The organism is Parabacteroides sp. AF19-14 (assembly GCF_003635485.1).
Classification (GTDB): domain Bacteria; phylum Bacteroidota; class Bacteroidia; order Bacteroidales; family Tannerellaceae; genus Parabacteroides; species Parabacteroides distasonis.
Genome location: NZ_QTMJ01000014.1, coordinates 21573 through 44730 on the forward strand (window position 1 = coordinate 21573; position 23158 = coordinate 44730).

The 23158-nt window shown below is 47.0% G+C and carries 20 protein-coding genes; 9 read left to right on the forward strand and 11 right to left on the reverse strand.

The window, feature by feature from the left end; genetic code table 11:
* Nucleotides 1-136 precede the first annotated feature (136 nt).
* From DWX33_RS14315 to DWX33_RS14345, 7 genes are all read left to right on the forward strand, one after another.
* Complete coding sequence (locus tag DWX33_RS14315; protein ID WP_122144650.1) at nucleotides 137-1705, forward strand: PAS domain-containing sensor histidine kinase; 1569 nt, start codon at nucleotides 137-139, stop codon at nucleotides 1703-1705.
* A 288-nt stretch (nucleotides 1706-1993) separates the two neighbouring features.
* Nucleotides 1994-2533 carry an FHA domain-containing protein gene (locus DWX33_RS14320; RefSeq protein WP_008771771.1) on the forward strand — a complete coding sequence of 180 codons (540 nt, stop codon included), beginning with the start codon at nucleotides 1994-1996 and terminating at the stop codon, nucleotides 2531-2533.
* A 339-nt stretch (nucleotides 2534-2872) separates the two neighbouring features.
* Nucleotides 2873-4072, forward strand: a complete 1200-nt coding sequence (locus DWX33_RS14325; protein WP_008771772.1) for an MFS transporter — start codon at nucleotides 2873-2875, stop codon at nucleotides 4070-4072.
* Nucleotides 4073-4133: 61 nt separating this feature from the next.
* Nucleotides 4134-5576 (forward strand): TolC family protein, encoded by a 1443-nt coding sequence (locus DWX33_RS14330; RefSeq protein ID WP_034531167.1) that lies wholly within the window; start codon nucleotides 4134-4136, stop codon nucleotides 5574-5576.
* A 34-nt stretch (nucleotides 5577-5610) separates the two neighbouring features.
* Nucleotides 5611-6597: an HlyD family secretion protein gene (locus DWX33_RS14335; RefSeq protein ID WP_005868022.1), complete on the forward strand. Its 987-nt coding sequence runs from the start codon at nucleotides 5611-5613 to the stop codon at nucleotides 6595-6597.
* Between the two features lie 125 nt (nucleotides 6598-6722).
* Nucleotides 6723-7898, forward strand: a complete 1176-nt coding sequence (locus tag DWX33_RS14340; protein WP_008780301.1) for an ABC transporter permease — start codon at nucleotides 6723-6725, stop codon at nucleotides 7896-7898.
* Nucleotides 7882-9090, forward strand: a complete 1209-nt coding sequence (locus tag DWX33_RS14345; protein ID WP_005855888.1) for an ABC transporter permease — start codon at nucleotides 7882-7884, stop codon at nucleotides 9088-9090. The genes DWX33_RS14340 and DWX33_RS14345 overlap by 17 nt, the downstream gene beginning before the upstream one ends.
* Here the strand turns inward: DWX33_RS14345 and DWX33_RS14350 are convergent.
* Nucleotides 9082-9807 carry an MBL fold metallo-hydrolase gene (locus DWX33_RS14350; RefSeq protein WP_022191785.1) on the reverse strand — a complete coding sequence of 242 codons (726 nt, stop codon included), beginning with the start codon at nucleotides 9805-9807 and terminating at the stop codon, nucleotides 9082-9084. The genes DWX33_RS14345 and DWX33_RS14350 overlap by 9 nt on opposite strands.
* 125 nt (nucleotides 9808-9932) lie before the next feature.
* Between DWX33_RS14350 and DWX33_RS14355 the strand changes: the two genes are divergently transcribed.
* The gene (locus tag DWX33_RS14355) at nucleotides 9933-11660 is read left to right on the forward strand and encodes a tetratricopeptide repeat-containing serine protease family protein (RefSeq protein WP_122380583.1); all 1728 of its coding nucleotides are present in this window, start codon (nucleotides 9933-9935) and stop codon (nucleotides 11658-11660) included.
* A 230-nt stretch (nucleotides 11661-11890) separates the two neighbouring features.
* On the opposite strand, the gene DWX33_RS14360 is transcribed toward DWX33_RS14355, so the two are convergent.
* The 3 genes from DWX33_RS14360 to DWX33_RS14370 all read right to left on the reverse strand — a co-directional run bounded on the left by DWX33_RS14360 (nucleotide 11891) and on the right by DWX33_RS14370 (nucleotide 14970).
* On the reverse strand, nucleotides 11891-12601 hold the full coding sequence (locus tag DWX33_RS14360) for a phosphatase (protein ID WP_005868026.1): 711 nt from the start codon (nucleotides 12599-12601) through the stop codon (nucleotides 11891-11893).
* Nucleotides 12598-14217 (reverse strand): ribosomal protection-like ABC-F family protein, encoded by a 1620-nt coding sequence (gene abc-f / locus DWX33_RS14365; RefSeq protein WP_122380584.1) that lies wholly within the window; start codon nucleotides 14215-14217, stop codon nucleotides 12598-12600. The genes DWX33_RS14360 and abc-f overlap by 4 nt, the downstream gene beginning before the upstream one ends.
* A 300-nt stretch (nucleotides 14218-14517) precedes the next feature.
* Entirely contained in the window at nucleotides 14518-14970 is a 453-nt protein-coding gene (locus DWX33_RS14370) for a copper resistance protein NlpE (RefSeq protein WP_008771778.1), read from the reverse strand.
* A 163-nt stretch (nucleotides 14971-15133) separates the two neighbouring features.
* Here DWX33_RS14370 and DWX33_RS14375 point away from each other — a divergent pair, with 163 nt between their 5' ends.
* Nucleotides 15134-15310: a DUF4250 domain-containing protein gene (locus tag DWX33_RS14375; RefSeq protein WP_005855899.1), complete on the forward strand. Its 177-nt coding sequence runs from the start codon at nucleotides 15134-15136 to the stop codon at nucleotides 15308-15310.
* Nucleotides 15311-15447: 137 nt separating this feature from the next.
* On the opposite strand, the gene DWX33_RS14380 is transcribed toward DWX33_RS14375, so the two are convergent.
* The 7 genes from DWX33_RS14380 to DWX33_RS14410 all read right to left on the reverse strand — a co-directional run bounded on the left by DWX33_RS14380 (nucleotide 15448) and on the right by DWX33_RS14410 (nucleotide 23150).
* Nucleotides 15448-16308 carry a nitroreductase family protein gene (locus DWX33_RS14380; RefSeq protein WP_122380585.1) on the reverse strand — a complete coding sequence of 287 codons (861 nt, stop codon included), beginning with the start codon at nucleotides 16306-16308 and terminating at the stop codon, nucleotides 15448-15450.
* Nucleotides 16309-16402: 94 nt separating this feature from the next.
* Entirely contained in the window at nucleotides 16403-17404 is a 1002-nt protein-coding gene (locus DWX33_RS14385; RefSeq protein ID WP_005855903.1) for a GGGtGRT protein, read from the reverse strand.
* A gap of 9 nt (nucleotides 17405-17413) precedes the next feature.
* A complete protein-coding gene (locus tag DWX33_RS14390; protein WP_005855905.1) occupies nucleotides 17414-17605 on the reverse strand; it encodes a hypothetical protein in 192 nt (63 codons plus the stop codon).
* Nucleotides 17598-18290: an iron-sulfur cluster assembly scaffold protein gene (locus DWX33_RS14395; RefSeq protein ID WP_005855907.1), complete on the reverse strand. Its 693-nt coding sequence runs from the start codon at nucleotides 18288-18290 to the stop codon at nucleotides 17598-17600. The genes DWX33_RS14390 and DWX33_RS14395 overlap by 8 nt, the downstream gene beginning before the upstream one ends.
* A 123-nt stretch (nucleotides 18291-18413) precedes the next feature.
* The gene (locus DWX33_RS14400; RefSeq protein ID WP_008771780.1) at nucleotides 18414-18860 is read right to left on the reverse strand and encodes an OsmC family protein; all 447 of its coding nucleotides are present in this window, start codon (nucleotides 18858-18860) and stop codon (nucleotides 18414-18416) included.
* 11 nt (nucleotides 18861-18871) lie between these two features.
* Nucleotides 18872-19996, reverse strand: a complete 1125-nt coding sequence (locus DWX33_RS14405; protein WP_122380586.1) for a TlpA disulfide reductase family protein — start codon at nucleotides 19994-19996, stop codon at nucleotides 18872-18874.
* 148 nt (nucleotides 19997-20144) lie between these two features.
* Nucleotides 20145-23150 carry a hypothetical protein gene (locus DWX33_RS14410; RefSeq protein WP_122380587.1) on the reverse strand — a complete coding sequence of 1002 codons (3006 nt, stop codon included), beginning with the start codon at nucleotides 23148-23150 and terminating at the stop codon, nucleotides 20145-20147.
* Nucleotides 23151-23158 lie beyond the last annotated feature (8 nt).

Here is a 23158-nt window from a genome sequence, read left to right on the forward strand (position 1 = left end):
TTTGATTTTCATATTATTTCTATAACTTTAAACTTCTGCTGCAATCGTTATTATCGTTCATTTGTTGTATAAATAACAGAGGAGATTGCTTGATTGATTTAAAGTTGGGAATTAGTGGTTATAATTTAATATGACGATGGGAAAATGTAATAAAATGCTAGAGGAAATGAGCTTTAATGCCCTATTCCAGAAATTACCTGTTGGAATTGAAGTTTATGACGGGAGGGGGCAGCTAGTGGATCTCAATAGGACGGACGAGAATTTGTTCGCTATAAGCCGGAAGGATATTATGGGAATAAATCTTTTCGAGAATCCTAATTTTCCAGAGGACAAGATCGCTCGTCTGAAACAGGGAGAAATGGTTGTGTTCGATTGTAATTATGAATTTGATAATATACAAACGAATGAGTACTATAACATAGACCCAAAAAAGGAAGGTACAAATTTACGTCTGTCTATTAAATGTGTGCCGTTGAAAGGAGAGGCTGAAGATATCTGTGGATATGTACTAATGTTTACGGATGAGACGGAAGAATATCAAAAGTCGGAGAAAGTAGAGGAACTGTTCACGAAGTTGAAAACGGTTATGCGTTGCAGTGATTCCTTGCTGTGGGAATATGATGTTAAAACCGATAAGATGCATATCGATCTGGACTTACGTGTTTTAGGTAATAAATCCAGATTGAGAGCAAGTAACTTGACAACGAAAAAAGATTTTTGTGAGATCGTACATCCGGAAGATCGGGAAAGGGTACTTGTACAAGGCTTTGAAAAGATTGTTACGGGTGAGATCGGTGAATATAGTATTCAATACCGACAGCTTTTTGAGGGGCAATATGTTTGGGTGAGAGCGTATGCGTACCCTTATAAATATGATGAGGCGGGAAGACCAGCGAAAATCCTTTATTACTTGATGGACATAACGGATGAGATCGCCATGCAAGATAAATTGCGCTGGGTGGAACGAGAGCGTCAACGGAAAGAATATGAGTTAGCTAAGGCTAAAGAGGCGAATCGGCTTAAGTCTATGTTCTTGGCGAATATGAGTCATGAGATCCGTACGCCTTTAAATGCTATTGTTGGTTTCGCGAATATACTGGCAGAGACCAAGGAGATAGAGGAGGAGGAACGAGAGTTTTATGTGGATATCATTGACAAGAATAGTGAATTGCTTCTGCAATTGATTGAGGATATCCTTGATTTCTCAAAGATTGAGGCGGGAACCTTTGACATTACGAAGAGAAATTTTGATTTTAAGGAGATCTGTGAGGAAACCTATGCGGTACATGCCTTGAAGATTCCGAAAAACGTTCGATTTGTTTTCGATCGGGGCTCACAACCCGTGACTGTTTTCTCAGATCCGAAACGAGTCGTACAGGTTATTTCTAATTTCTTGACAAATGCGATTAAGTTTACTTCGGAAGGTGAGATCAAATTAGCCTATAAGGTATCGAATGATGAAATACGAGTTTCGGTCTCGGATACGGGAATGGGAATCTCGGAGGAAGATTGTAGAACTATATTCGATCGTTTTGTTAAGTTGAACGCTTGCAAACAAGGTACCGGATTAGGATTGGCGATTTGCAAAAATATTATCGAGAACCTAGGGGGACGAATCGGGGTAGAATCTACATTGGGAGTAGGTTCCACTTTTTGGTTTACCTTGCCTTTGAAGGAGATTAAAGAGAATGAACCTAAGTTCTAAGGGGATATATATTATTTTACGGATATGTTTTAAAGCATGGTTTTGTTAAATCTGGTTAAGAAAATGAGATTTGCAAATAAAACATTATGCTACATAACATAAAACCTCTATATTTGCACTGTGTTTTTCATGGTATTAGATTTAAGGTTAACAATTGAGATTGGCTGTCCGTGATGGATAGCCTTTTTTGTTTCAAAAAATCATAACCATGAGATTTTAGGAGTGTAGCTGAAGGTTTTTTCGTAAATTTGCGCTCCGTTTGTAATACTAGATCCTGTATTTAAGTGTATGAAAAGAGTATTCTGTCCAAAATGTGATAATCAGTTGTCTTTTGATGAGACCAAATATCCGGAAGGGAAGGTATTAGCCTTCGTCTGTCCGCAGTGTGGAGCGCAATTTAAGATTAAATTGGGCCGAAAGGTGGTGAAGACGGCTACCGGTGAGGAAAAAGAGGTGAAGGAACCGGATTTCTCTTGCGGTTATATTACCATTATCGAGAATGGTTTTGCTTTTAAGCAAGATCTACCATTAGTGATGGGAGATAATGTGATTGGTCGCCGTAATAAGGATACGGAAGGTGTAGATGTCCCTATTATCACGAGCGATCCAAGTATGGGGCGTAAGCATTGTGTGATTAATGTAAAGAAAGACACTAATGGCAAGTTCGTTTATATGGTGCGTGACTTTCCTAGCTTGACCGGGACTTTTGTGAAAAATGTATTGGTCGGTAAAAAAGAACAAGTACGTATCGGGGAAGGTACGATCGTAACGATTGGCGCTACTACTTTTATCTTACATTCGGCGAACGAGGGAGAAGAAGAGGAATAAATATAAAAAACTTCAGAGGCTGTTCCCGTTTATGATCTCGATCTTTAACTTCGGGTCGGAATGATGGCAGATAAGGGATTTTGGCGTTTGTTTTGGGAGTGAGTTATAAGATATATGCTCATTCCGGGATACAGCTCTGAAGTATCACTGAGAAAACAAGGCTCATAGGTATTAAGATTAAGCCGATTAACATAAAGAAATGAAAAGAACCGAAAGAATAGTTGTATTAACTATGGTTAAAATAGGCTCTTAGGGTTTGTTTTTCTAGAAATTAGCTAACTTTTTGTGTGGTTTTTGAAATGTTAATGAGCACGAGGTTAAATAGAAATATGGACAGTCATGGAGCAGGTTTCTAAACAACAGCCGGTAAATAAAACAGCATTCCGGGTATTGGTGGCGTTAAGCGTTACGCATTGTTTGAATGATTCGTTGCAATCCGTTATCTCGGCGGTTTATCCACTTTTCAAGGATGATTTAGCGTTGAGCTTCGCCCAAATCGGGTTGATTACGCTTGTTTATCAATTATCCGCTTCTGTTTTCCAGCCTATAACCGGTTTGGTTTTTGATAAGCGTCCCGTGGCTTGGTCGTTACCTATTGGTATGAGTTTTACGTTGGTCGGCTTGTTGAATCTCGCTTTTTCCTCTACGCTCCATTGGGTCTTGATCTCCGTATTTTTGATAGGTATCGGGTCTTCGGTTTTGCATCCGGAAGCGTCCCGGATTACCTCGCTAGCGTCGGGAGGGCGTAGGGGATTGGCACAATCGCTTTTTCAAGTGGGTGGTAATTTGGGCGGATCGTTAGGTCCGCTACTGGTTGCTTTATTGGTGGCGCCTTATGGACGGACTCATATCGCTTTGTTTTCTATACTGGCATTCGTCGCTATTTTGGTGATGATTCCTATCTGCCGTTGGTATAAGGCGTATTTGAGTCGGGTGAAATGGCAGAAGAAGTCGGGTGAGACGCATGTGGAGATGCCTCTTTCTTTGGGAAAAACAGTCTTTTCGATCTCGATATTGCTGACCTTGATTTTCTCTAAATATATCTATATGGCTAGTTTGAATAGCTACTATACCTTTTACTTGATCCATAAATTCGGGGTGAGTGTACAGACTTCGCAGATCTGTTTGTTCGTCTTCCTGATCGCTACGGCCATAGGAACCTTGGCGGGTGGTCCTATCGGTGATAAGATAGGACGGAAATATGTGATTTGGGGATCGATTCTAGGGGCAGCCCCATTTAGCTTGTTGATGCCGCATGTGGGATTCGTTTGGACGATCGTGCTTAGTTTTTGCGTGGGGTTGGTCTTATCATCGGCGTTCCCGGCTATTTTGTTGTATGCGCAAGAGTTGCTTCCTTATAAATTAGGTCTTATCTCGGGACTTTTCTTTGGATTTGCTTTCGGTGTGGCGGGTATAGCCTCGGCCGTATTAGGAAATATGGCGGATCATTATGGAATAGAGGCTGTCTACAACGTATGTGGCTTCATGCCTCTTTTAGGACTGGTTACTTGGTTCCTTCCCAACTTGAAAAAGAAGTAAAAACAATCCTCCCTTTTTCGCTGTTATTACTCCAACTGAACGTCAATTACTAAATGAGTTTATGGTGAGTAATATAGTATCTTACAGTATTCTTTTGCTGTATCTTCTTCCATGCGCTTCATGGAGCCAAGGGAACGATGTGGATTTAAGCTTGGAACAATCTCTCGACCTGCTTCATAAGGAAAATAAAAGCTTGAAAATAGCCGGGAAAGAAGTGGAATGGGCTCGGAATGAGCATCAAAAGCTAAACGCTTTTTGGTATCCGTCGGTGAACGCCGCGGGTGCTTTCGTACATATGTCGAATCCGATAGAGGTACGGCAGTCGCTGAGTAAATATACGGAACCGGCGAAGGAGTTTGTCCATAATTATATCCCGGATAATGAGTTGATCATGTCGGTATTGGATAAGATCGGGCAAGGTACTTTCTCGCTTCCGCTGATCTCCCAAAACATCACTTCTATAGACGCTACGGTGACGTGGCCTGTTTTCACGGGAGGAAAACGTATCTACGCGAACAAGATCGGAAAGACGATGGTCTCTATAGCGGAGGTGAATAGGAGCCAAGTGGATGCCAACCAACAATCCTTACTGATTGAGGCTTATTTCGGGCTTCGTCTGGGACAAAGCGTGGTGGACGTAAAAACAGAAGTGTACAATTCTTTGAAAACCCATTATGACCAAGCCCTTAAATTAGAGCAAAACGGGATGATCAATCGGGCCGAGCGTCTGTTCGCTCAGGTGAGTATGGACGAGGCGAAACGAGAACTGGAATCGGCCCGTAAGGATTTAGCGGTCGCTCAACAGGCGTTTAAAAGCTTGATTAATATGGAGGAGGGGAGCGACGTACGTACCACGACTCCTTTATTTATTAATGAGGCGCTTCCTCCGGCCCAATACTTCAAGGATCTGGTTCCGATGAATAATTATATAGTCAATCAATTGAAATTGCAGCAGGTTGTAGCCGATAATCAACTAAAGATCGGCCGGTCCGCTTATGTCCCGAATATCGCTTTATTCGGCAAACAGACTTTGTACGCTGATGGACTGGATAAATATTTGTTGCCTCGTACGATGGTAGGAGTTGGTTTTACGTGGAATATTTTTGATGGCTTGAACCGGGAGAAAACCATCCGGCAGGCAAAGATCGCTAGTCAGTCGCTTCGTTTGGGTAAGGAGAAGGCGATTACGGATCTGGAGGTCGGTATCGATAAATTCTACAGCCAGCTACAAAATGCCTTGGACAATGTAAAAGCTTTGGATACGACGATCGAGATGAGCCGGGAACTGGTCCGGGTGCGGAAGAAATCTTTCCAAGAGGGAATGGCTACTTCTACGGAGGTAGTCGATGCTGAGGTTATGCTGGCGAAGGTGAAGACCGCTTTTCTTTTGGCTTATTATCAGTATGATGTAGCCTTGATTAATCTGCTGTCTGTCTGCGGTACGCCGGAGCAGTTCCACCAATACAAGATGGAGGGAAAGACCGAGGAGCTTTTGGGGAATTGAAAATTGAGAATTGAAAATTGAAAATTTAGGAGTTATGGATAAAACTAAGAGATATTTGAGTGTGGCCTTCGTCGCAGTCTTGGCGATTGTTATAGTTGTCTCGTTGATCGGGATGATCTTGTTGAAAAAGAAGCCGGTGATCTTGCAAGGGCAGATCGAGGCAACGGAAATACGTATCTCCGGTAAGTTACCGGGGCGTATCGATACCTTTCTGGTAAAAGAGGGACAGAATGTACGCCAAGGCGATACCTTGGTAGTCATCAATAGTCCGGAGGCGTTGGCTAAATATCAACAGGTGAACGCCATGGAGAACATAGCGAAGTATCAGCACCAGAAAGTGGATGAGGGTACACGAAAGCAAATCATCGCTTCCTTGCAACAATTGTGGAATAAATCCAAATCGGATTTACAATTGGCGAAGATTACCTATGATCGGGTGAATGCCTTGTATAAAGATAGCGTGGTAACCTCACAGCGTAAAGATGAGGTGGAGGCCATGTATAAAGCGGCTGAGGCCGCCGAACGTGCCGCTTATAGCCAATATCAAATGGCGGTAGACGGGGCGCAGATACAAGATAAGGAGAGCGCCCGCTCGTTGGTGACGGCGGCGCAAGGAACCGTGGAGGAGGTGGCGGCTCTCTTACAGGACGCTCGGTTGACGGCTCCGGAATCCGGACAAATCTCAGCTATTTTCCCGAAACGGGGAGAGTTGGTTGGGGCCGGGATGCCAATCATGAACTTAGTCGTATTAGATGACGTGCATGTGGTATTGAACGTACGTGAGGATCGTTTGCCTTTATTTAAGATGGGAGGAACGTTTGTCGCCGATGTACCGGCGATCGATAAGAAGGATATTGAGTTCAAGATCAATTATATCAGTCCGTTGGGCAGTTTCGCTACTTGGAAATCTACCAAGCAGACAGGTAGCTATGACTTGCGGACCTTCGAGATACATGCCTTACCGGTGGAGAAGGTGGAGGGATTGCGTCCCGGTATGTCCGTACTCTATCAACTCCCTTGATACTATCCAGTTGTAGAGACGGAGCGTGCTCCGTCTCATCCCCTCGAAATAGTATTTAAAGTTACTGTCGGACGGTGGGAGACGGGGCACGCCCCGTCTCTACAACTAAATAATTTATTGTCGCTATGCTAAAGAAGAGTCCTTTTTATATGGTTTTACGTCGGGAACTGGATCGCATGGTTTCCCGGAGATTATATTTCGGGGTGTGTATCGTGTTGCCTTTGTTCTGTATATTCTTCATGTCTACGATTTTCGGAAGCGGGCAGATGGAGAACATACCGATAGCGGTAGTGGACCAAGACAACACCTCCATGTCCCGGGAGATCATCCGGCAGGTAGAGGCGGTACCGACTTTCCGGGTAACCCGGCATTATACGGATCAAGAAACCGCTCGCCGTGCTACCCAAGCAAAAGAAATCTACGGTTATCTAGTGATCCCCAATCAGTTTGAGGCGGATGCCACGGCGGGGCGTGACGCTACTTTATCGTATTATTACCACTATGCCTTGTTGAGTGTGGGCGGTGAGGTACGTGGGGCCTTCGAGACCCTGCTGCGTACGCTTTCGCTCGCCCCGGTGGTTGTGCAAGCTACGGCGATGGGGCTGGGGGAGAATCAGATAACCACCTTCCTATTACCGGTACGATCCAGTAGCCACCCGCTGTTCAACCCGGATCTGGATTATTCCGTTTATCTGAGCAATCCTTTTTTCTTTGTCTTTTTCCAAGTGATCATTTTGCTGGTTACGGTGTACGCTATCGGTAGCGAGATCAAGTTCCGGACAGGCGATGAGTGGCTGGAGGCGGCACGGATGAATATGTTCGTGGCGGTGGTGGGCAAGCTGCTCCCTTATACGATTATCTTTTGTATCATGAGCGTCTTCGCTAACTATATCATGTTCGGGGTCATGCATATTCCTTTCGCTTGCGGTTTCTGGCCATTGAACTTGACGGCGATCTTGTTCGTGGTCGCTACGCAAGCGTTGGCGGTATTCCTGTTCTCGTTGTTTCCCGCTATAGCGATCGTGATTAGCGTGGTGTCTATGGTCGGTTCGCTGGGGGCTACTTTATGCGGCGTTACTTTCCCGGTCGATTCCATGTACGCTCCCGTACATTTCGCCTCGTACCTGTTTCCGGTACGGCATTTCGTGGAGATCAACCAGAACTTATTGTATGGCGATTACGGATTTCCTTATACATGGGTAAACGTAAGTTCGTTGTTTGCGTTTATGTTATTGGCATTGGTGCTGTTGCCACATTTGAAAACCGCTATTTTAAGTCATAAATATGAGAACATCCGATAATATGAAAGGAACCTTGGCGGATATCGCTTCCTTGGTCAAGGACGAGTTTAAGACGATCTCCACGAGCTATGCTATCTTGCTCGTCTTGGTAGGAGGTATATTTCTCTATGGCCTGCTGTATAATTATATGTATGCCCCGGATCTGGTGCGTAACGCCCCGGTGGTAGTCGTCGATGACTCAAAGACCGACTTGAGCCGGGAGTACATCCGTTTGCTGAACGCCACTCCGCAAGTCTCGGTAATCGCCGATGGTTTAGATTACGCCGAGGCGCAGGAGTGGATGAAGGAGGGGGATGCCGTAGGTATCTTGTATCTTCCCTCTGATTTCGAGACCCGGGTGGCACGAGGGAATGAGTCCCTGTTTATCATGTACCAGACGACAAGCGCCTTCCTATATTATATGGCGATGCAGGAGGCGTCCAGCGGTGCCATGTTGGCGTTGAACGATCGGTATCGTCCGGAGATGTTGGTGTTCTTGCCCCAGCAAGACGCTTCCAAGATCGTTTCGGCGCAACCCATATCAGTGGTCGGGACGGCGTTGTATAATTTTACGGAAGGATATGGAACCTATTTGATCCCGGCGGTATTGATCGTCATTATGTTCCAGACCTTGTTGATGGTGATCGGTATGATAAGCGGGGAAGAGCGGGATTCGGGTACCATCGTTCGTTTCGCCTCCGAGGGATTATCCTTTGGCCGGATCGCTAGGGTGATAATCAGCAAGACCTTTGTGTATTGCGTATTGTATACGATTTTCGCTTTGTTCTTGTTGGGCTTGATACCGCTATTGTTTGGCCTGCCGGATATCGGTAATTATCTGAACACCTTGATCCTGCTGATACCCTTCCTGCTGGCTACCAGCTTCTTTGGGCTGGCCGCCTCTTATTTCTTTACGGACTCGGAGGCTCCGTTATTGATGATCGCCTTCTTCTCGGTAGGCTTGATCTTCCTTTCCGGAGTCTCTTATCCCTTGGAATTGATGCCTTGGTATTGGCAAATGGCCCATTATATCATTCCGGCGGCTCCCGCTACGCTGGCCTATGTACAGCTCAACTCGATGGGAGCGTCGATTGAGCAAGTCGGTGTGGAGTACGTGACGTTGTGGGTGCAATGTGTCGTTTATTTCCTCTTGGCTTGCTGGGTGTACCGGCGGAATATCTTAAAGGCGAGCCGTGCCTTGTCGTCATTGTAGCTCCCGTATCCTGACGTCGATACCGCTACCTTTCAAGGCATCTTTCAACTCGCCGATCTTCGTATCCCCGTAATGGTAAGGGTATAGGATTTTAGGCGAGAACATCTTGGCCGCTTTCGCTGCTTGCGGGACGGTCATGGTATAAGGCTGGTTGACGGGAAGGAAAGCGATATCGATGTCTTTCAGGTCTTTCATCTCCGGGATGTCTTCCGTATCGCCGGCTATATAGACTCTTAGTCCGTCGAACGTGAGGATATAGCCATTATCCCGGTGGCGGGGATGATATTTATCCCGGCCGGGCGTGGTGTTATAGGCGGGGACGGCCTCTATCTTCATATAGCTGATGGAGGTATCCGTATCGCCGTTTTTTAGGACCTTCCCTTTTCCCAGCTTCTTTTGGCTGTTCTCGTTGGCGATGATTTCCGTACCGCTTTTCTCGACGGCTTGTATCGCTTTCGGGTCTAGATGGTCGCCATGCTCGTGGGTGATCAAGATGATATCGGCTTTCGGGAAAGTCGTATAATCGGCGTATTCGGAGACAGGATCTACCTGTATCGAATGATTGTCGTACGTAAGCATCAAGCTGCCGTGCTTGATGAACGTGATGATCAGTTCTTTTCCGCTCTTGGTCTTGAAAGAATCCGAGGCGAAGTTACTAGCGGAGGCTAAGCTCGCCATGAATAAACTACACATAAGCATACATGATTTTAGTCTCATAATCTCGCGGTTTTTTATAAGTGTTTCCGCGAATATACTCATAATAGATTAATTCCCTAATTTGTTCGCCTATCCGGTATAAATATTTACATTTGCGACGTATATTCTGATAACATGAAAACGAAATGAGAAGAATTGTTCTGTTGATTACGATTTGTTGCCAAGTATTTTGGGTGGCGGCGCAAAAGAAAGCGCCCAAATGGATGGATAAGCAACGAAAGGCGGTGGTTACCGTCACTACTTATGGAAAAGATAACCAGAAGAAAGCGTCTGGTACGGGATTTTTCATTACCGAGACCGGTGAGGCGTTGTCCGGCTATTCCTTGTTTAAGGACGCGGCGAGGGCGACCGTGACCGACGCCGACGGTAAAGAATATCCGGTAAGCCGCATCTTGGGGGCTGATGAATTATATGACGTGATCAAGTTCAAGGTAGAGGTTCCGAAGAAAGCTGTGTTCTTGCCGATCGCCCGTGAGCCGATCTCGCAAGGAGTTACCGCTTATCTGATGCCTTACTCGACCGGTAAGATCACGAAGTTCGGGGAAGGACCGGTCTCGGAGGTTAGTAAGTTGAAGGAGCCGTTCAGCTATTATAAATTGTCGATGGCGCTGGAGAGCGGGCAGGTAAACGCTCCTGTATTGACGGCGGACGGCGAGGTGTTCGGCTTGGCGCAGGAAGACGCGTCGGGGAAGAAAGAAGATTCCTACGCGGTCTCGGCGGGATACGCGAATAGCCTGACGATCCAGTCGGCGGACGCCTTTAATTCCACCTATAGCCGGATTGGTATCCGGAAGGCGTGGCCGTCGGACGTGAGCCAAGCGCAGGTTTCCTTATATCTGATGGCAAGCTCGCAAGACCCAAAGACGTATCTGGCTACCTTGAATGATTTCATCGCCACTTTCCCGGATTCTCCCGACGGGTATTTGAACCGTGCCAATCATTACGCTTACCACCGTGCGGATCTGGCTCCTACGGAGGCCGAGCAGGGGGCTTATCTGGATAAGGCGTTGGAAGATATAAACACGGCTTCCCGCTTCAGCGAGCGGAAAGGGGATATCTGGTTCAACCGAGCCAAGCTGATCTACGGCGTGGCCGTCGCGGATACGACCTTGAATAAGGAGCAGTGGACCGTCGATGCCGCTACCGAGGCGATACAAAAGGCGATCGGGGAGGAGGACTTGCCGGTCTATCGCCAATTGGAAGGGGACATCCATTTTTATAAAGGAGATTTCGAGCAGGCGTTCGCTGATTATATGAAGGTGAACGATAGCGATATGGCTTCCTCTACCTCTTGGTATTGGGCGGCGAAGGCGAAGGCGAATATCCGGGGCGCTAACTTCGGGGATATCATCGCCTTGCTGGATAGCGCCATCGCCAAATGCGGCAACCCGCCAACGAACGAGGCCGCTCCCTATATCTTGGAACGGGTGGATCTCCGCTTGAAACTGATGCAATACAAGGAGGCCGTGGACGATTATGATTTATACTACGATCTCTTGAAAGGACAGGTCGGCGACCGCTTCTTCTATTACCGCGAGCAAGCGAAGTTCCGCATGAGCGATTTCCCCGGAGCCTTGGCCGATATCCAATCCGCGATCCGCTTGAATCCGGGCGACCCGACTTATCCGGCGGAGGAAGCGTCCGTATATATCCGTATGGAAAACTATGATCAGGCGTTGAGGAGCTTAGAGAATGCCTTGCGGATCGCTCCGGATTTCGCCTCTTGCTATCGTTTGCGAGGCATCTGCTACGTCCGTCAGGGTAAGAAGGCGGAAGCGTGCGAGGCTTTCAACAAGGCGAAGGAGTTGGGTGATCCTGTCGTGGACAAATTAATAAAGGAACATTGTAAGTAAAGATGCACCCGGGCGGGTACGCACGTCCGTATCTACCCGGTTGCAGGTCCGTATCTACCCGGTTGCACGTCCGTATCTGTCCGGTTGCAGGTCCGTATCTGCACGGATGCAGGTACGTATCTGTCCGGTTGCAGATACGTATCTGCACGGCTGCACGTCCGTGTCTACCCCGCTGCAGGAATGTATCTGCGCAGTTGCAGGAATGTATCTGCCCGGATGTAAGGCACCGCTTATCTCCCTATGAACTTCTTGAACGCCTCTACCTTGTCGTTCAATATCAATTCCTCCGGAAATCGTGTCTCTTGCAATAACTCGTAGATATGATCGTACCGGGCTATATCGAAAGATATATGCGCGTCGCTACCTAAAATCACAGGAACCTCGTATTTCTTGCATAGGCGCAAGATCGTGAGGTTATTATCCCGGGCGGTGAGTTTCTTGCGGACCGGGTTGAGAGAGCTGTTGTTGATCTCCAGCAACGTGTGATGCTCTTTGGACGCTAATACGATAGGCTCGAAATCCACCTCGGCCGTACCGTCTCCCGGGTGACTGATGATGTGGACATGCGGGTTGCGGATCGCCCCGATCATCGCCTCCGTGTTCTGCTCGACCGTTCCCGGTTTGTAGCAAAGCGAGTGGATGCCCGCTATCCGGATATCCAGCATCGGGAAGTACTCCTCGCCCAGATCGATCGTGCCCTTATAGTCGATGATGTTCAATTCCGCCCCGAGCAATAACTCGACACCGTATATCCGGCGGGGAACCACGTGCAGGTTGCGGAAGTAAATCGGGGAGCACGTCCCCGGTATGCCGGGGGCATGCTCTGTTATACCTAGTAATTTCAATCCTTTCTCGGAGGCGGCCGCTGCCATTTCTTGCAGGGTGCTAAAGGCATGCCCACTGGCTACCGTATGGGTATGCACGTCAAGTAACGTCTTCATAAATTCGTCTTTAACCTACCCGCGAAGGTAGTTATTATTTGGTGGATACCCAATTCCCGAATAAAATAAGCGTCGTGCGAGATCAGCAAGATCGTGCCCCTGTACGCACGGACCATGGAGGTGATAATCTCGATGCTTTGGATGTCGAGATTATTGGTCGGCTCATCTAGGATAAACAGGTCCGGAGTCTGGTTGCTGATCATCAGGCAGCAGAAAGCCAACCTCATTTTCTCGCCTCCGCTCAGCTTCCCGCAGCTCTTCTCCCACGTGTCGTGCGGGAAGAGGAAACGGTTTAGCAAGGTCTTGATCTCGTGCTCTTGGAAATGACGCTCGTTGAAGGCTTGCGCTTGCTCGTACACCGTCCGGTCGTTCCGGACGATCGAGTACTCTTGGTCGATATAGATAGAGGAGAAATCCGCACGGATCAAGGAACCGCTACGAGGCGGTAACTGGCCGGTAATCAACTTCAGCAAAGTCGTCTTGCCGGAACCGTTATCGCCTTGTATCAGCCACCGTTCCCCACTCTTGATCTGGAAGCTCATCGGGGAGGGCCATAGATCGCCGGCCTCGGCGTAACCGAAATTGATCTCCTTGGCGGTAACCAATATCTTGCCTTCGTGTAAGCCGGATGCGCTGAAATCCAGTTTCATGCCTTGAAGGTCGGGTAGGGAGGAGCGCATTTGCTTTAGCTCGTTGGCAAGGTTCTCCATCTTGTCCTCGTGAACCTCTTTTAGTTTGGAGGCGCTTTTCTCGGCGTTCTCCTTCAAGGCGCCCATCATGATCTTGGGGATTCCTTTCTGGATGCTTTGTTTCTTTCCCCGGGATTCATGCTTTTGTTTTCGCTCGGCTACCTCACGGGCGGTTTTCCTGACCCTGCGAAACTCTTTCTCCTTCGCTTCCAGTTTCTCTTGCATGGAAGCCTGTTCCTGTTCTTTTTGTTCCTTGTAGAAATCATAATTACCCCCGTAAAGGGTAATTCCCCCGACGGATAATTCCGCTATGGAAGATAATAGGTTCAATAAGGTACGATCGTGGCTGACGACCAACAAGGTGATACGGCAAGACGTGATGAAATCGTATAACTTCTCCCGGCTACGCCTATCCAGATGGTTGGTCGGCTCATCCAATAGCAGGATCGAGGGTTGGTGGATCTCGATTCCGGAGAGGAAAACCTTGGTTTTCTCGCCGCCGCTTAATGTGCGCATCGGTTGGGAAAGGAGGATATGCTCCAAACCCCAAGCGTGCAGGGCGGCGAGGCTCCGTTCCTCGATCGTCCAGTCATCCGCCAGCGTATTGAAATTAGAGAGGGAGGCGTCGCCCTCAGTGATCGCCCGCAAGGCTTCTAGTTTCCCGTCGATACGTAGGGCCTGAGCCACCGTCTGGTTATCATATTGCCCGAAATGCTGGGGTACGTAATAGGGTGGGGTCGGATAGATAATCTCCCCTTCCTGCGCTTGCAAGGTTCCGGCCAAGATACGGAGGAAGGTAGATTTTCCCGATCCGTTGTTCCCGACTAAGGCTACCTTTTGCCCCTTGTTGATCGTTAAGTCGATCCCCTTGAATAAGACTTGGTTGTCCGGATGTATATACGTGATTTTTTGCGCTACGATACTCATAGTGTGAACTGATTTAAAATGTGAGATACTAAAATGGATAAGAAATACCGATGATGATCGGTTTCACGATAGCCTCGAATCTGTCGTCACGAAATCAGCCCTATACGGATAGAGGGCTTTCCGGATGGAAAGAACGACATCTTGAGATAAATTAAGCGGCTATTCTCATTGGAGTAATTATATAGTTATATAGGGACGCAAAGGTAGGAATAGTTTTGGGTTTAGGCAAATGAGTATATACTTTCATGTACAAAAGGGTATGCTTTTGCCCTTGAAAGTATATACTTATGAGGATAAAGCCTAGAATTTCTTTGTTTGCTTAAGGATATAGAACTTGGCTAAGTCGCCCGTGATGGGTTGCTTCTGCTGGTCCAGCATTTTCAGTTGGCCTTCCTCTACCTTATAATACGTGATGTCTCCCCCTTCTTGTTTCGTTGTCAAGACGTTACCGTCCAGCGTGTAAGTTCCTTTATCATTAAAAATACCGTCTTTCTCGTCAATATATTCGGAGCGGAGGGTAAAGGTTTTATCCTTGTTCAATGTCAAGGTCGTTTTAATACCCGGCGAGCTGGCGGCTGGTAATGTCCCTTCGTAAACGCCCCAGTAATCCAAGGAGGTCTCTGCGTTGTGCATATCCGGTACTTGGGCGGTTTCCTGCTTGTTCTTGTCTGTTTGCGTGGCGTCTGCCTTTGGGTTGCCGCTACAGCTGAATAGAGCTGCGGCTACCGCTACTACTAATACATATTTTTTCATGTCATTCAATTGAATTATAAGTTCTCGTTATTTAAAACCAGTTTGTGGATTGTTTTGTTGCGTACCGATATTCAAATAATAAGGATCGTGTCTGGGTTCCATCTGGCGAAAAAGCATTATCTTTGTGTTGTAAAACATAGATAACATTTTTATTCGTAAGATTATGTCATTACCAAACGATCCGATGATGCTATTCAGCTTCATCAATATGAAACTTCGTGACAATTATTCTTCCCTCGACGATTTATGCGAGGATTTGCAAGTGAACAAGAAATCCCTTCTTACAAAGCTTAAAGACGCTGGTTTTGAATACAGCCCGGAGCATAATAAGTTCTGGTGATCGGGAGTAATCCTAGCCCGGTAAACCTATGAGATTCGAACCATAAGTCAATGACTTACGTATCGTAATCCATTGACTTACGATGCGTAATCCAATGGATCGCACACCCCGGTCGACAAGGTTGTCTCCATCAAGTCTCACTCGATATAGTTCTTGACGATCTCTTTCCGGTCCATATACTTCGGGTACTTGAAAGCCGGTATGCCGAGCGCCATGATCGCTTGTATCTTGCCGTCGATCCCTAGCGTCTTGGCGAGCGTATCTTTTCCTTCCTGCCGGATGGCGGTGAGCACAAAGCCCATATAGATCTGGCTTACCCCAAGCGATTGCGCCATCAAGGAGGCGTTTTGATAAGCGAGGTTAGCGTCCTCACTTCCGAATCGGTTGGACTTCGGTGTATGGATCAGTAGCAGGGCGGTGGCTTTCCGGAGAATCGGGTCTTTACCCGCCTTGTGTTCCTCTTTCAACCGATTGAATACCGGTACGTATTTATAGACATCCTTCATAAACGGCTTGACCACACATTTCACGACGGGATTCAATAATAGCTTCGCCAAGGAGTCGAACACACCTATCGTATAATCGCTCACCTGCCGTAGCTTTTGCGGATCGGTGACGACGGTAAACGAAAGGCTTTGGGAGTTTGTAGCCGTCGGCGCAGAATGAGCGGCCTCCACGATCTTGTCCAGCATCTCCTTGGGGACGGGCCTCGAGGTCAATGTCCGGTTGGAACGGCGTGACTTGATCAGCAACATCACCTGATCCGGCGTAGGCATCTGGCTGTAATCGATCGTATGCGTTTTCTCCGGCGGGAATTCGCTGTGCGACACGGAGCCCGTCGGACATACGTCCACGCAATGCCCGCAAACGATGCAGCTTTCTACACGTACCAGCCCGATCGTCTCTCCGGCCCTTTCTTGCGTGAATATATCCGAAGGGCATACCCGTACGCATTTCCCGCATTTGATACAACTCTCTTGGTCTATGTTTAGTGTCATCCTTTTCCTCCTTTTGATAAGTAAAATAAAAACTCCTGCAACCATCAAGATTACAGGAGTCTATATATAAACAATTATTTTATTGTTTAGTTGATTACTTCTTCATAGCTTCCTCGATAGCAACCGCTACAGCAACCGTAGCACCTACCATCGGGTTGTTACCCATACCCAAGAAGCCCATCATTTCCACGTGAGCAGGTACGGAAGAAGAACCAGCGAACTGAGCGTCACCGTGCATACGGCCCATTGTGTCGGTCATACCATAAGAAGCAGGACCAGCGGCCATGTTGTCCGGGTGCAAAGTACGGCCCGTACCACCACCAGAAGCAACAGAGAAATACGGGTGACCGTTCTCCATACATTCTTTCTTATAAGTACCGGCTACCGGGTGTTGGAAACGAGTCGGGTTCGTAGAGTTACCCGTGATAGATACGTCAACACCTTCCTTACGCATGATAGCCACACCCTCGCGAACGTCGTCAGCGCCGTAGCACTTAACTTTCGCACGAAGACCGTTAGAGTAAGCTTTCTCCTCGATAACGTTCACCTCACCTGTCATGTAGTCGAACTGAGTCTGTACATACGTGAAACCGTTGATACGAGAGATGATCTTAGCGGCATCCTTACCTAAACCGTTCAAGATAACACGCAAAGGCTCTTTACGAACCTTGTTTGCCATCTCGGCGATCTTGATAGCACCCTCAGCTGCGGCGAAAGACTCGTGGCCAGCCAAGAAAGCGAAACACTTAGTCTCCTCGCGAAGCAAACGAGCGGCCAAGTTACCGTGGCCGATACCCACCTTACGGTCGTCAGCAACAGAACCAGCGATACAGAATGCCTGCAAACCGATACCGATAGCCTCGGCAGCCTCGGCAGCGTTCGTACAACCTTTCTTGATAGCGATAGCGGCACCTACTACGTAAGCCCAGCAAGCGTTCTCGAAACAAATCGGTTGAGTTTCCTTACACATTGTATAAGGGTCGATACCTTTAGCATCGCAGATAGCCTTTGCGTCTTCGATACCGTTGATACCATATTCGTTTAATACCGCGTTGATATGATCAATACGACGGTCATAACTTTCAAATAAAGCCATATTATTTTTTTACTTTTTAAAATTCTTATTTACTAGGAATAAAGATATCAGAAAGTTGAAAACCAATACACCGCCACAACAAGCCACGTAAAACGCCAACCACGGTTTCTCCGGCTTCATCACGAAATACGTGATAAGCGTAGCCACAGCCGTGATAACACTCAGCCCGATGAGGACACGTGTAAATGTTTTCTTATTCATTACGAGGATCGATATATTTTACAGCTTCTTTGAAACGACCGTAAGAGCCTTTCGCCTTTTCCAGTGCCTCGTTAGCGTCCATACCCTTCTTAACCATATCCATGAATTTACCCAAGTGGATGAATTCATAACCGATTACTTCGTCATCAGCGTCTAATGCCATGCGCGTGCAATATCCCTCGGCCATCTCCAAGTAGCGGGGACCTTTAGCCAATGTACCGAACATCGTACCCACTTGGCTACGCAAACCTTTACCAAGGTCTTCCAAGCCAGCGCCTACAGGCAGACCTCCCTCTGAGAAAGCGGACTGTGTACGACCGTAGACGATCTGCAAGAACAACTCGCGCATAGCGGTGTTGATAGCGTCACAAACAAGGTCTGTGTTCAATGCTTCCAAAAGAGTTTTACCCGGAAGGATCTCAGAAGCCATAGCAGCTGAGTGAGTCATACCGGAACAACCGATTGTCTCTACAAGAGCCTCTTGGATGATTCCTTCTTTAACGTTTAATGTCAGCTTACATCCACCTTGTTTCGGCGCGCACCAACCGATACCGTGAGTCAAACCAGAGATATCAGTGATCTGAGTTGCTCTAACCCACTTTCCTTCTTCAGGAATCGGAGCGCACTGGTGGTTAGCTCCCTTCTTTACAACACACATGTGTTGAACTTCATGTGAATAAATCATAATCGCTAATTTATTATATTAAAGTGTAATAAAACCTTATGCTAATTTTATAGTAATATCGCTTTCTCTAAAGATCGCACAAAGATAAATTTTTTAATCCAGCCATGCAAGAGGCGGGATTTGTTATTTGTCGTTAGGGTATGGTTTTAACGGTTCCCCATTTAACAGGATCTCGTACGTGATAGGGGCGATCTTTTTCATCATAAGGCCTACTCCGCAATATTTTTCTTGCGACAAGCGGATCGCCTTGTCTATCTTGGCTGCGTCTTCCTTGTTCCCTTGGATATGGTAGGTCATGTGGAATGCGGTGTATACCATGGGGATGGTGTCGGAGCTCTCGGCCTTCACGTCAATGGATACTTTCTCGAAACGTACCCTCATCTTGTTGAACAAAGGGATTACGTCCATGGCGCTGCATCCGGCTAAGGCTACGAGCATTAGGGCTTTGGGGCGGGGGCCCTCGTCGTTGCCCCCGTTCTCCATATCCCTGTCTATTGTCACCTTATGCCCGTCTAGCAAGGTCTCGAATGTCAAGTCCTTTTCCCAGTTTAGAGTGATTTGAGCGGACATGTTATTCTTGTTTATTTTAGTATTTCTTGAAGTTTAGCGTCGATCTCCTCGCCATGTAGGTTCTTGGCGATGATCGTTCCGTCCTTATCTACCAATACGGTGTGAGGGATGCTGTTTACCCCGTATAGTTGGGCACCGGAGTTTTTCCAGCCTTGCAAGTCGGAGAGTTGGGGCCATGTGATATTTAGGTCCTTTACGCCTTTCGCCCATGCGTCTGCCTTGCTATCCAAGGAGATGCCAACGATCTCGAAACCTTTGTTCTTGTATTTCTTGTAAGCGGCTACCAAATTCGGCATATCCCGGCGGCAAGGAGGACACCAGCTTGCCCAAAAATCGATCAACACGATGTTCTTGCCATTGCCTACGAACTCGGATAGCTTGTGCGTCTTACCGTTCGGGTCGGCCATCTCGAAGTCCACGAACTTCTTGCCTACGGCTACGGTTTTCAGTACATCTAGGTGAGCCATGAGCTTATTGATGTTCGGAACGGCCTTGAAAGCGGAGTCCGCCTTGGCGATAATCTCGTTCTGGGCCGCCTCGTCCAAGCTATAACGGAAATCGTATAATAACTTGGCGGCGGATTGCTTGGTCGTATTATTCAATATGTAAGTCTTGACGGCATCGGTTACCTTTTGGTCGATCTCGTCATATTTCTTCTCGGCGGCGCTTACGACTTCCTTGTCCTCAGATTTCATGTCTGCGGAAAGTTTCTCCAGATCCGCACGCAAAGTCTTCATTTGTGCTTGCAGGGCTTTCAATCCGTCATTCTCCGGTGTTCCAGAAACGGCGGAAGCTGCCTCATCAAGAATAGCCTGTAATTTACCATTTTCCAATACGAATATGCTTGTGAAAGGGGCGTTCTCGCCGGAAGCGGCACGTTTGGGTTCCACGACATCCTCGGCGAAGGCAAGCTTGCGTAAGGCGGGGGCGTTCTGTGTTCCCTTGAACGTGAACGTGCCGTTCTGCACCAATGCGCTATCCATTGGGGCGGCGTCTTGTACGCCATATTCATACAGGTAAACGTATTTGCCGTTTAGATCGGCGTTCGCTACTGTACCGGAGATCTCATAACTCGGTTTTTCACTACAAGCAACCAAGAGTAAAGCCGCTGCGGCAAGAGTAAGATACTTTTTCATTTTGTATTTGTGTTATGTAAGTAATGTATTAAAATATGGAATATTGACTTCGCAAATATACGAAGTCTTTTGTGAAAACCGGACGCAAACCGATGAATAGTTTGCGCCCGGTATGGATATATAGAGAGTGTATTAAAGAGGGCGTATTTTATGGGGTATATCTTGCGAATTGGAAATAACATTTTCCTGAATGCAAGTAGGGTAGCATTTTATTCTCCGAGCTATATGTGCCACCCAGAACCCAGACCGGTTGCCGGTTTGGATCATGATCTCCCGTGAAGTCGAATCCTTGGTAAATATTTTTATCTTCTCTGATTGGTAGAGGGATAGACGTTGCCCCAAAGTCTTTGCCTGTACCGGGCGAGATATAGATATGTGTCAGGTTCTTCTTGTTGCCGTATCCGACACCTGCGTTTCCAAAGCGGACATAGCCCCCGTTTACGGCCCGGTAACATCTCCCGTGGCTTCCGAGGTTTCCTACGATCCCTCCCCGGTAGTCGGTACCAAGCGTGCTGGTCGCTTTTTGCTGTCCGTTGATTTCTCCCATATTGTAGCAATCCAGTACGTAACTGTCGTCGTTATCGTTAGCCTTTTCTATGCTACCCACGATACCTCCAATGCCATGGCTGTCTTCTTTATCTTTCGGATAGTCTATATTTGCCCGGTTACAGCAGTAACGGACATGTGCTCCCCCTTGCTTCACATACCCCAAGATACCTCCTGCTCCATAATACTTGGCATTCCTGTTTATGGTGATATTTCCGTGGTTAACGGATTTATAAATTGTAATGGCATCCTCGGCGGCACCGGCTATACCGCCCACTCCGCATTCTTTATCTCCTGCGATACCTTGGATTACGCCGAAATTAGCTGCGTCATAAACCTCTATGTCTTTTCCTGAAGTTTTCCCTATGATACCGCCTACGTTATTTGTGGCTGATATCTTACCTAAATTCACGACTTTATTGATCTTTACGCTAGTTCCCGCTACCATACTCCCGAAAATGCCTCCGATATAATTGGATCCTGAGGAGATATTACTGTAATTTACTAGATTGGAAAACTCACAGTGGGATGAGCACGATGCTTGTCCGATAATTCCTCCTACCATAATGGCGCTATTATTCCCATTATTAAATGTTTCTGTTTTCACGCCGCAATCTGATATTTGAGTATCGCTCGCATATCCGATGATTCCTCCGACTGTACTTCTGCCGTAAATGGAAGGTTGCGTGAAGAGTCTTCTGAGAGTAGATTTATCGGCATATCCGACAATTCCTCCAATAGAAGCGGCATTTTCTCGATAGGGTTTTTCCGAATTTATGTTACCCGGGAAAATAGGTCGTGGAATCTTGCTCACGATTACGTTCGTGGTACTGAATTCGGGGGTATAGGTTCCTGTCAACGTCCCATTATATAATTTTCCGATGATTCCTCCTACGTTATTTCCTCCTTTTATTTTGATGTTGGGATTAATCACCAATATTTCCGGATCCAAAAGAATTTCTTTCCCCGGTTCTTGGTAAGATAAGGCTCCGGCTAAAGTGCCACAAATCCCTGAAGAAGCTTCAAGGGATTCATTATCCATATACAATCGTGAGGCCGGGGTAAATTGTATTTGGGTATCATCTAAAGAACCGAAAATACCTCCTATAACAGACTGCCCGGTTATCGAGGCATGAAACAAGGATTCCCCTTTAAGCTCTATCGTAAATGCGTTAGCGTGTGTTTTGTGGGAATATCCGATCATTCCACCCACATAACTACCCCCTTGGATTTGAGACCGATTTGCCGGATTGGACAACTGGAAGTTCTCGATGGTGATGAGGATACTGGTAGGGGCTTCCGACCGGATCTGACCGATCAATCCGCCGACATAGGAGCTACCTTTGATCGGCATGTCGATGGTTATGTCTTTGAAACTGGATGCCGCCTGTAAGAATGCCTCACCGATCAATCCGCCTACGTTCTGGTTACCGGATATCGGGAAATCGTTTAAGGTGGTATGTTGCAGCTTAATTTTTCTGGCATCGATTTGACCATATAATTTCCCGATCAGACCGGCCACATGATTATTCCCTCTCAAGTTTTTGAAAATCCCGTCGCTACTGATATCCTCCACTTGAATGGAAGCGTTCTCGGCCCAGCCGATCAACGCTCCGATATAAGAGCTGCCGGATTCCGAGAATGAGACGCCTAATCGCACATTCCGGATACTGATTTGTGCCAACGACTGGGCGTTGCCCTCGATATAGCCTATTAAACCGCCAACCTTATCCTTCGTGGACTTGATATTACCGTTTAAGGTTATATTCTCGATTCGTATATTTCCGTTAGCTACTCCCGCAAGCAATCCGCAACAATTCCCCGGATACTCTATATCCGCTCCTTCTATATCAAGATTCCGGATCACTGCCCCGTCGTGTAAAATGGAGAAAAGCCCGATTGCGTCGCTTTGCTCTCCGCCGTTCGTCCCGAGATAGGTTAGGTTTAGTATCTTATGGGAATCGCCGTCGTAGTTCCCCGCGAACGGGGCGCTTTTATAAGCGTTACCTTGATACAGGCAATTGGGGATAGGAGCTTTGATGTCGGCTATTTGCTTGAAGAATTGCCCGTATCCGTAATTACGGTCGTACGTGGCTAATTGAGACACGAGATAGGCGAAATCGTTGGTGGAAGTAATCAGATAAGGATTCTCTTCCGTACCTTCGCCATTCAGCATCTCGTAAATATATTTAGTATCACGTACCATACTGACCATCTTGTCACGGAATGTCAGATGATAGCTTAGTGGATAGACGCTGCCTTCTTCATCGAATTTTAACCAAAGTATATAGTCTCCATCTTCTAATACCAGATTATTAGGGATAAACATTTCACAGGAAAGAATCCCCGCGTTTTTCCGGATCTTACCTTCCATGAGCTGTATGGAGTTATCGCTCAGCGATCTCAACTGGAAAAAGATCTGTTCTCTCGTATCTTGTATGGGAGTTTTGCCTTCCGGCAAGGAGAACGTGCTTATTAGATGAGATTCTGTCTCTTGCAAGGTCGATCCGCAGTCGTTTCGTATGATGTCATCGTCTGCGCATCCGCCGAGCAAGATGATAAGCATGCATGCGCATATATTCCATATTGTTTTAGTGTATGTTTTCATGTTTGTTC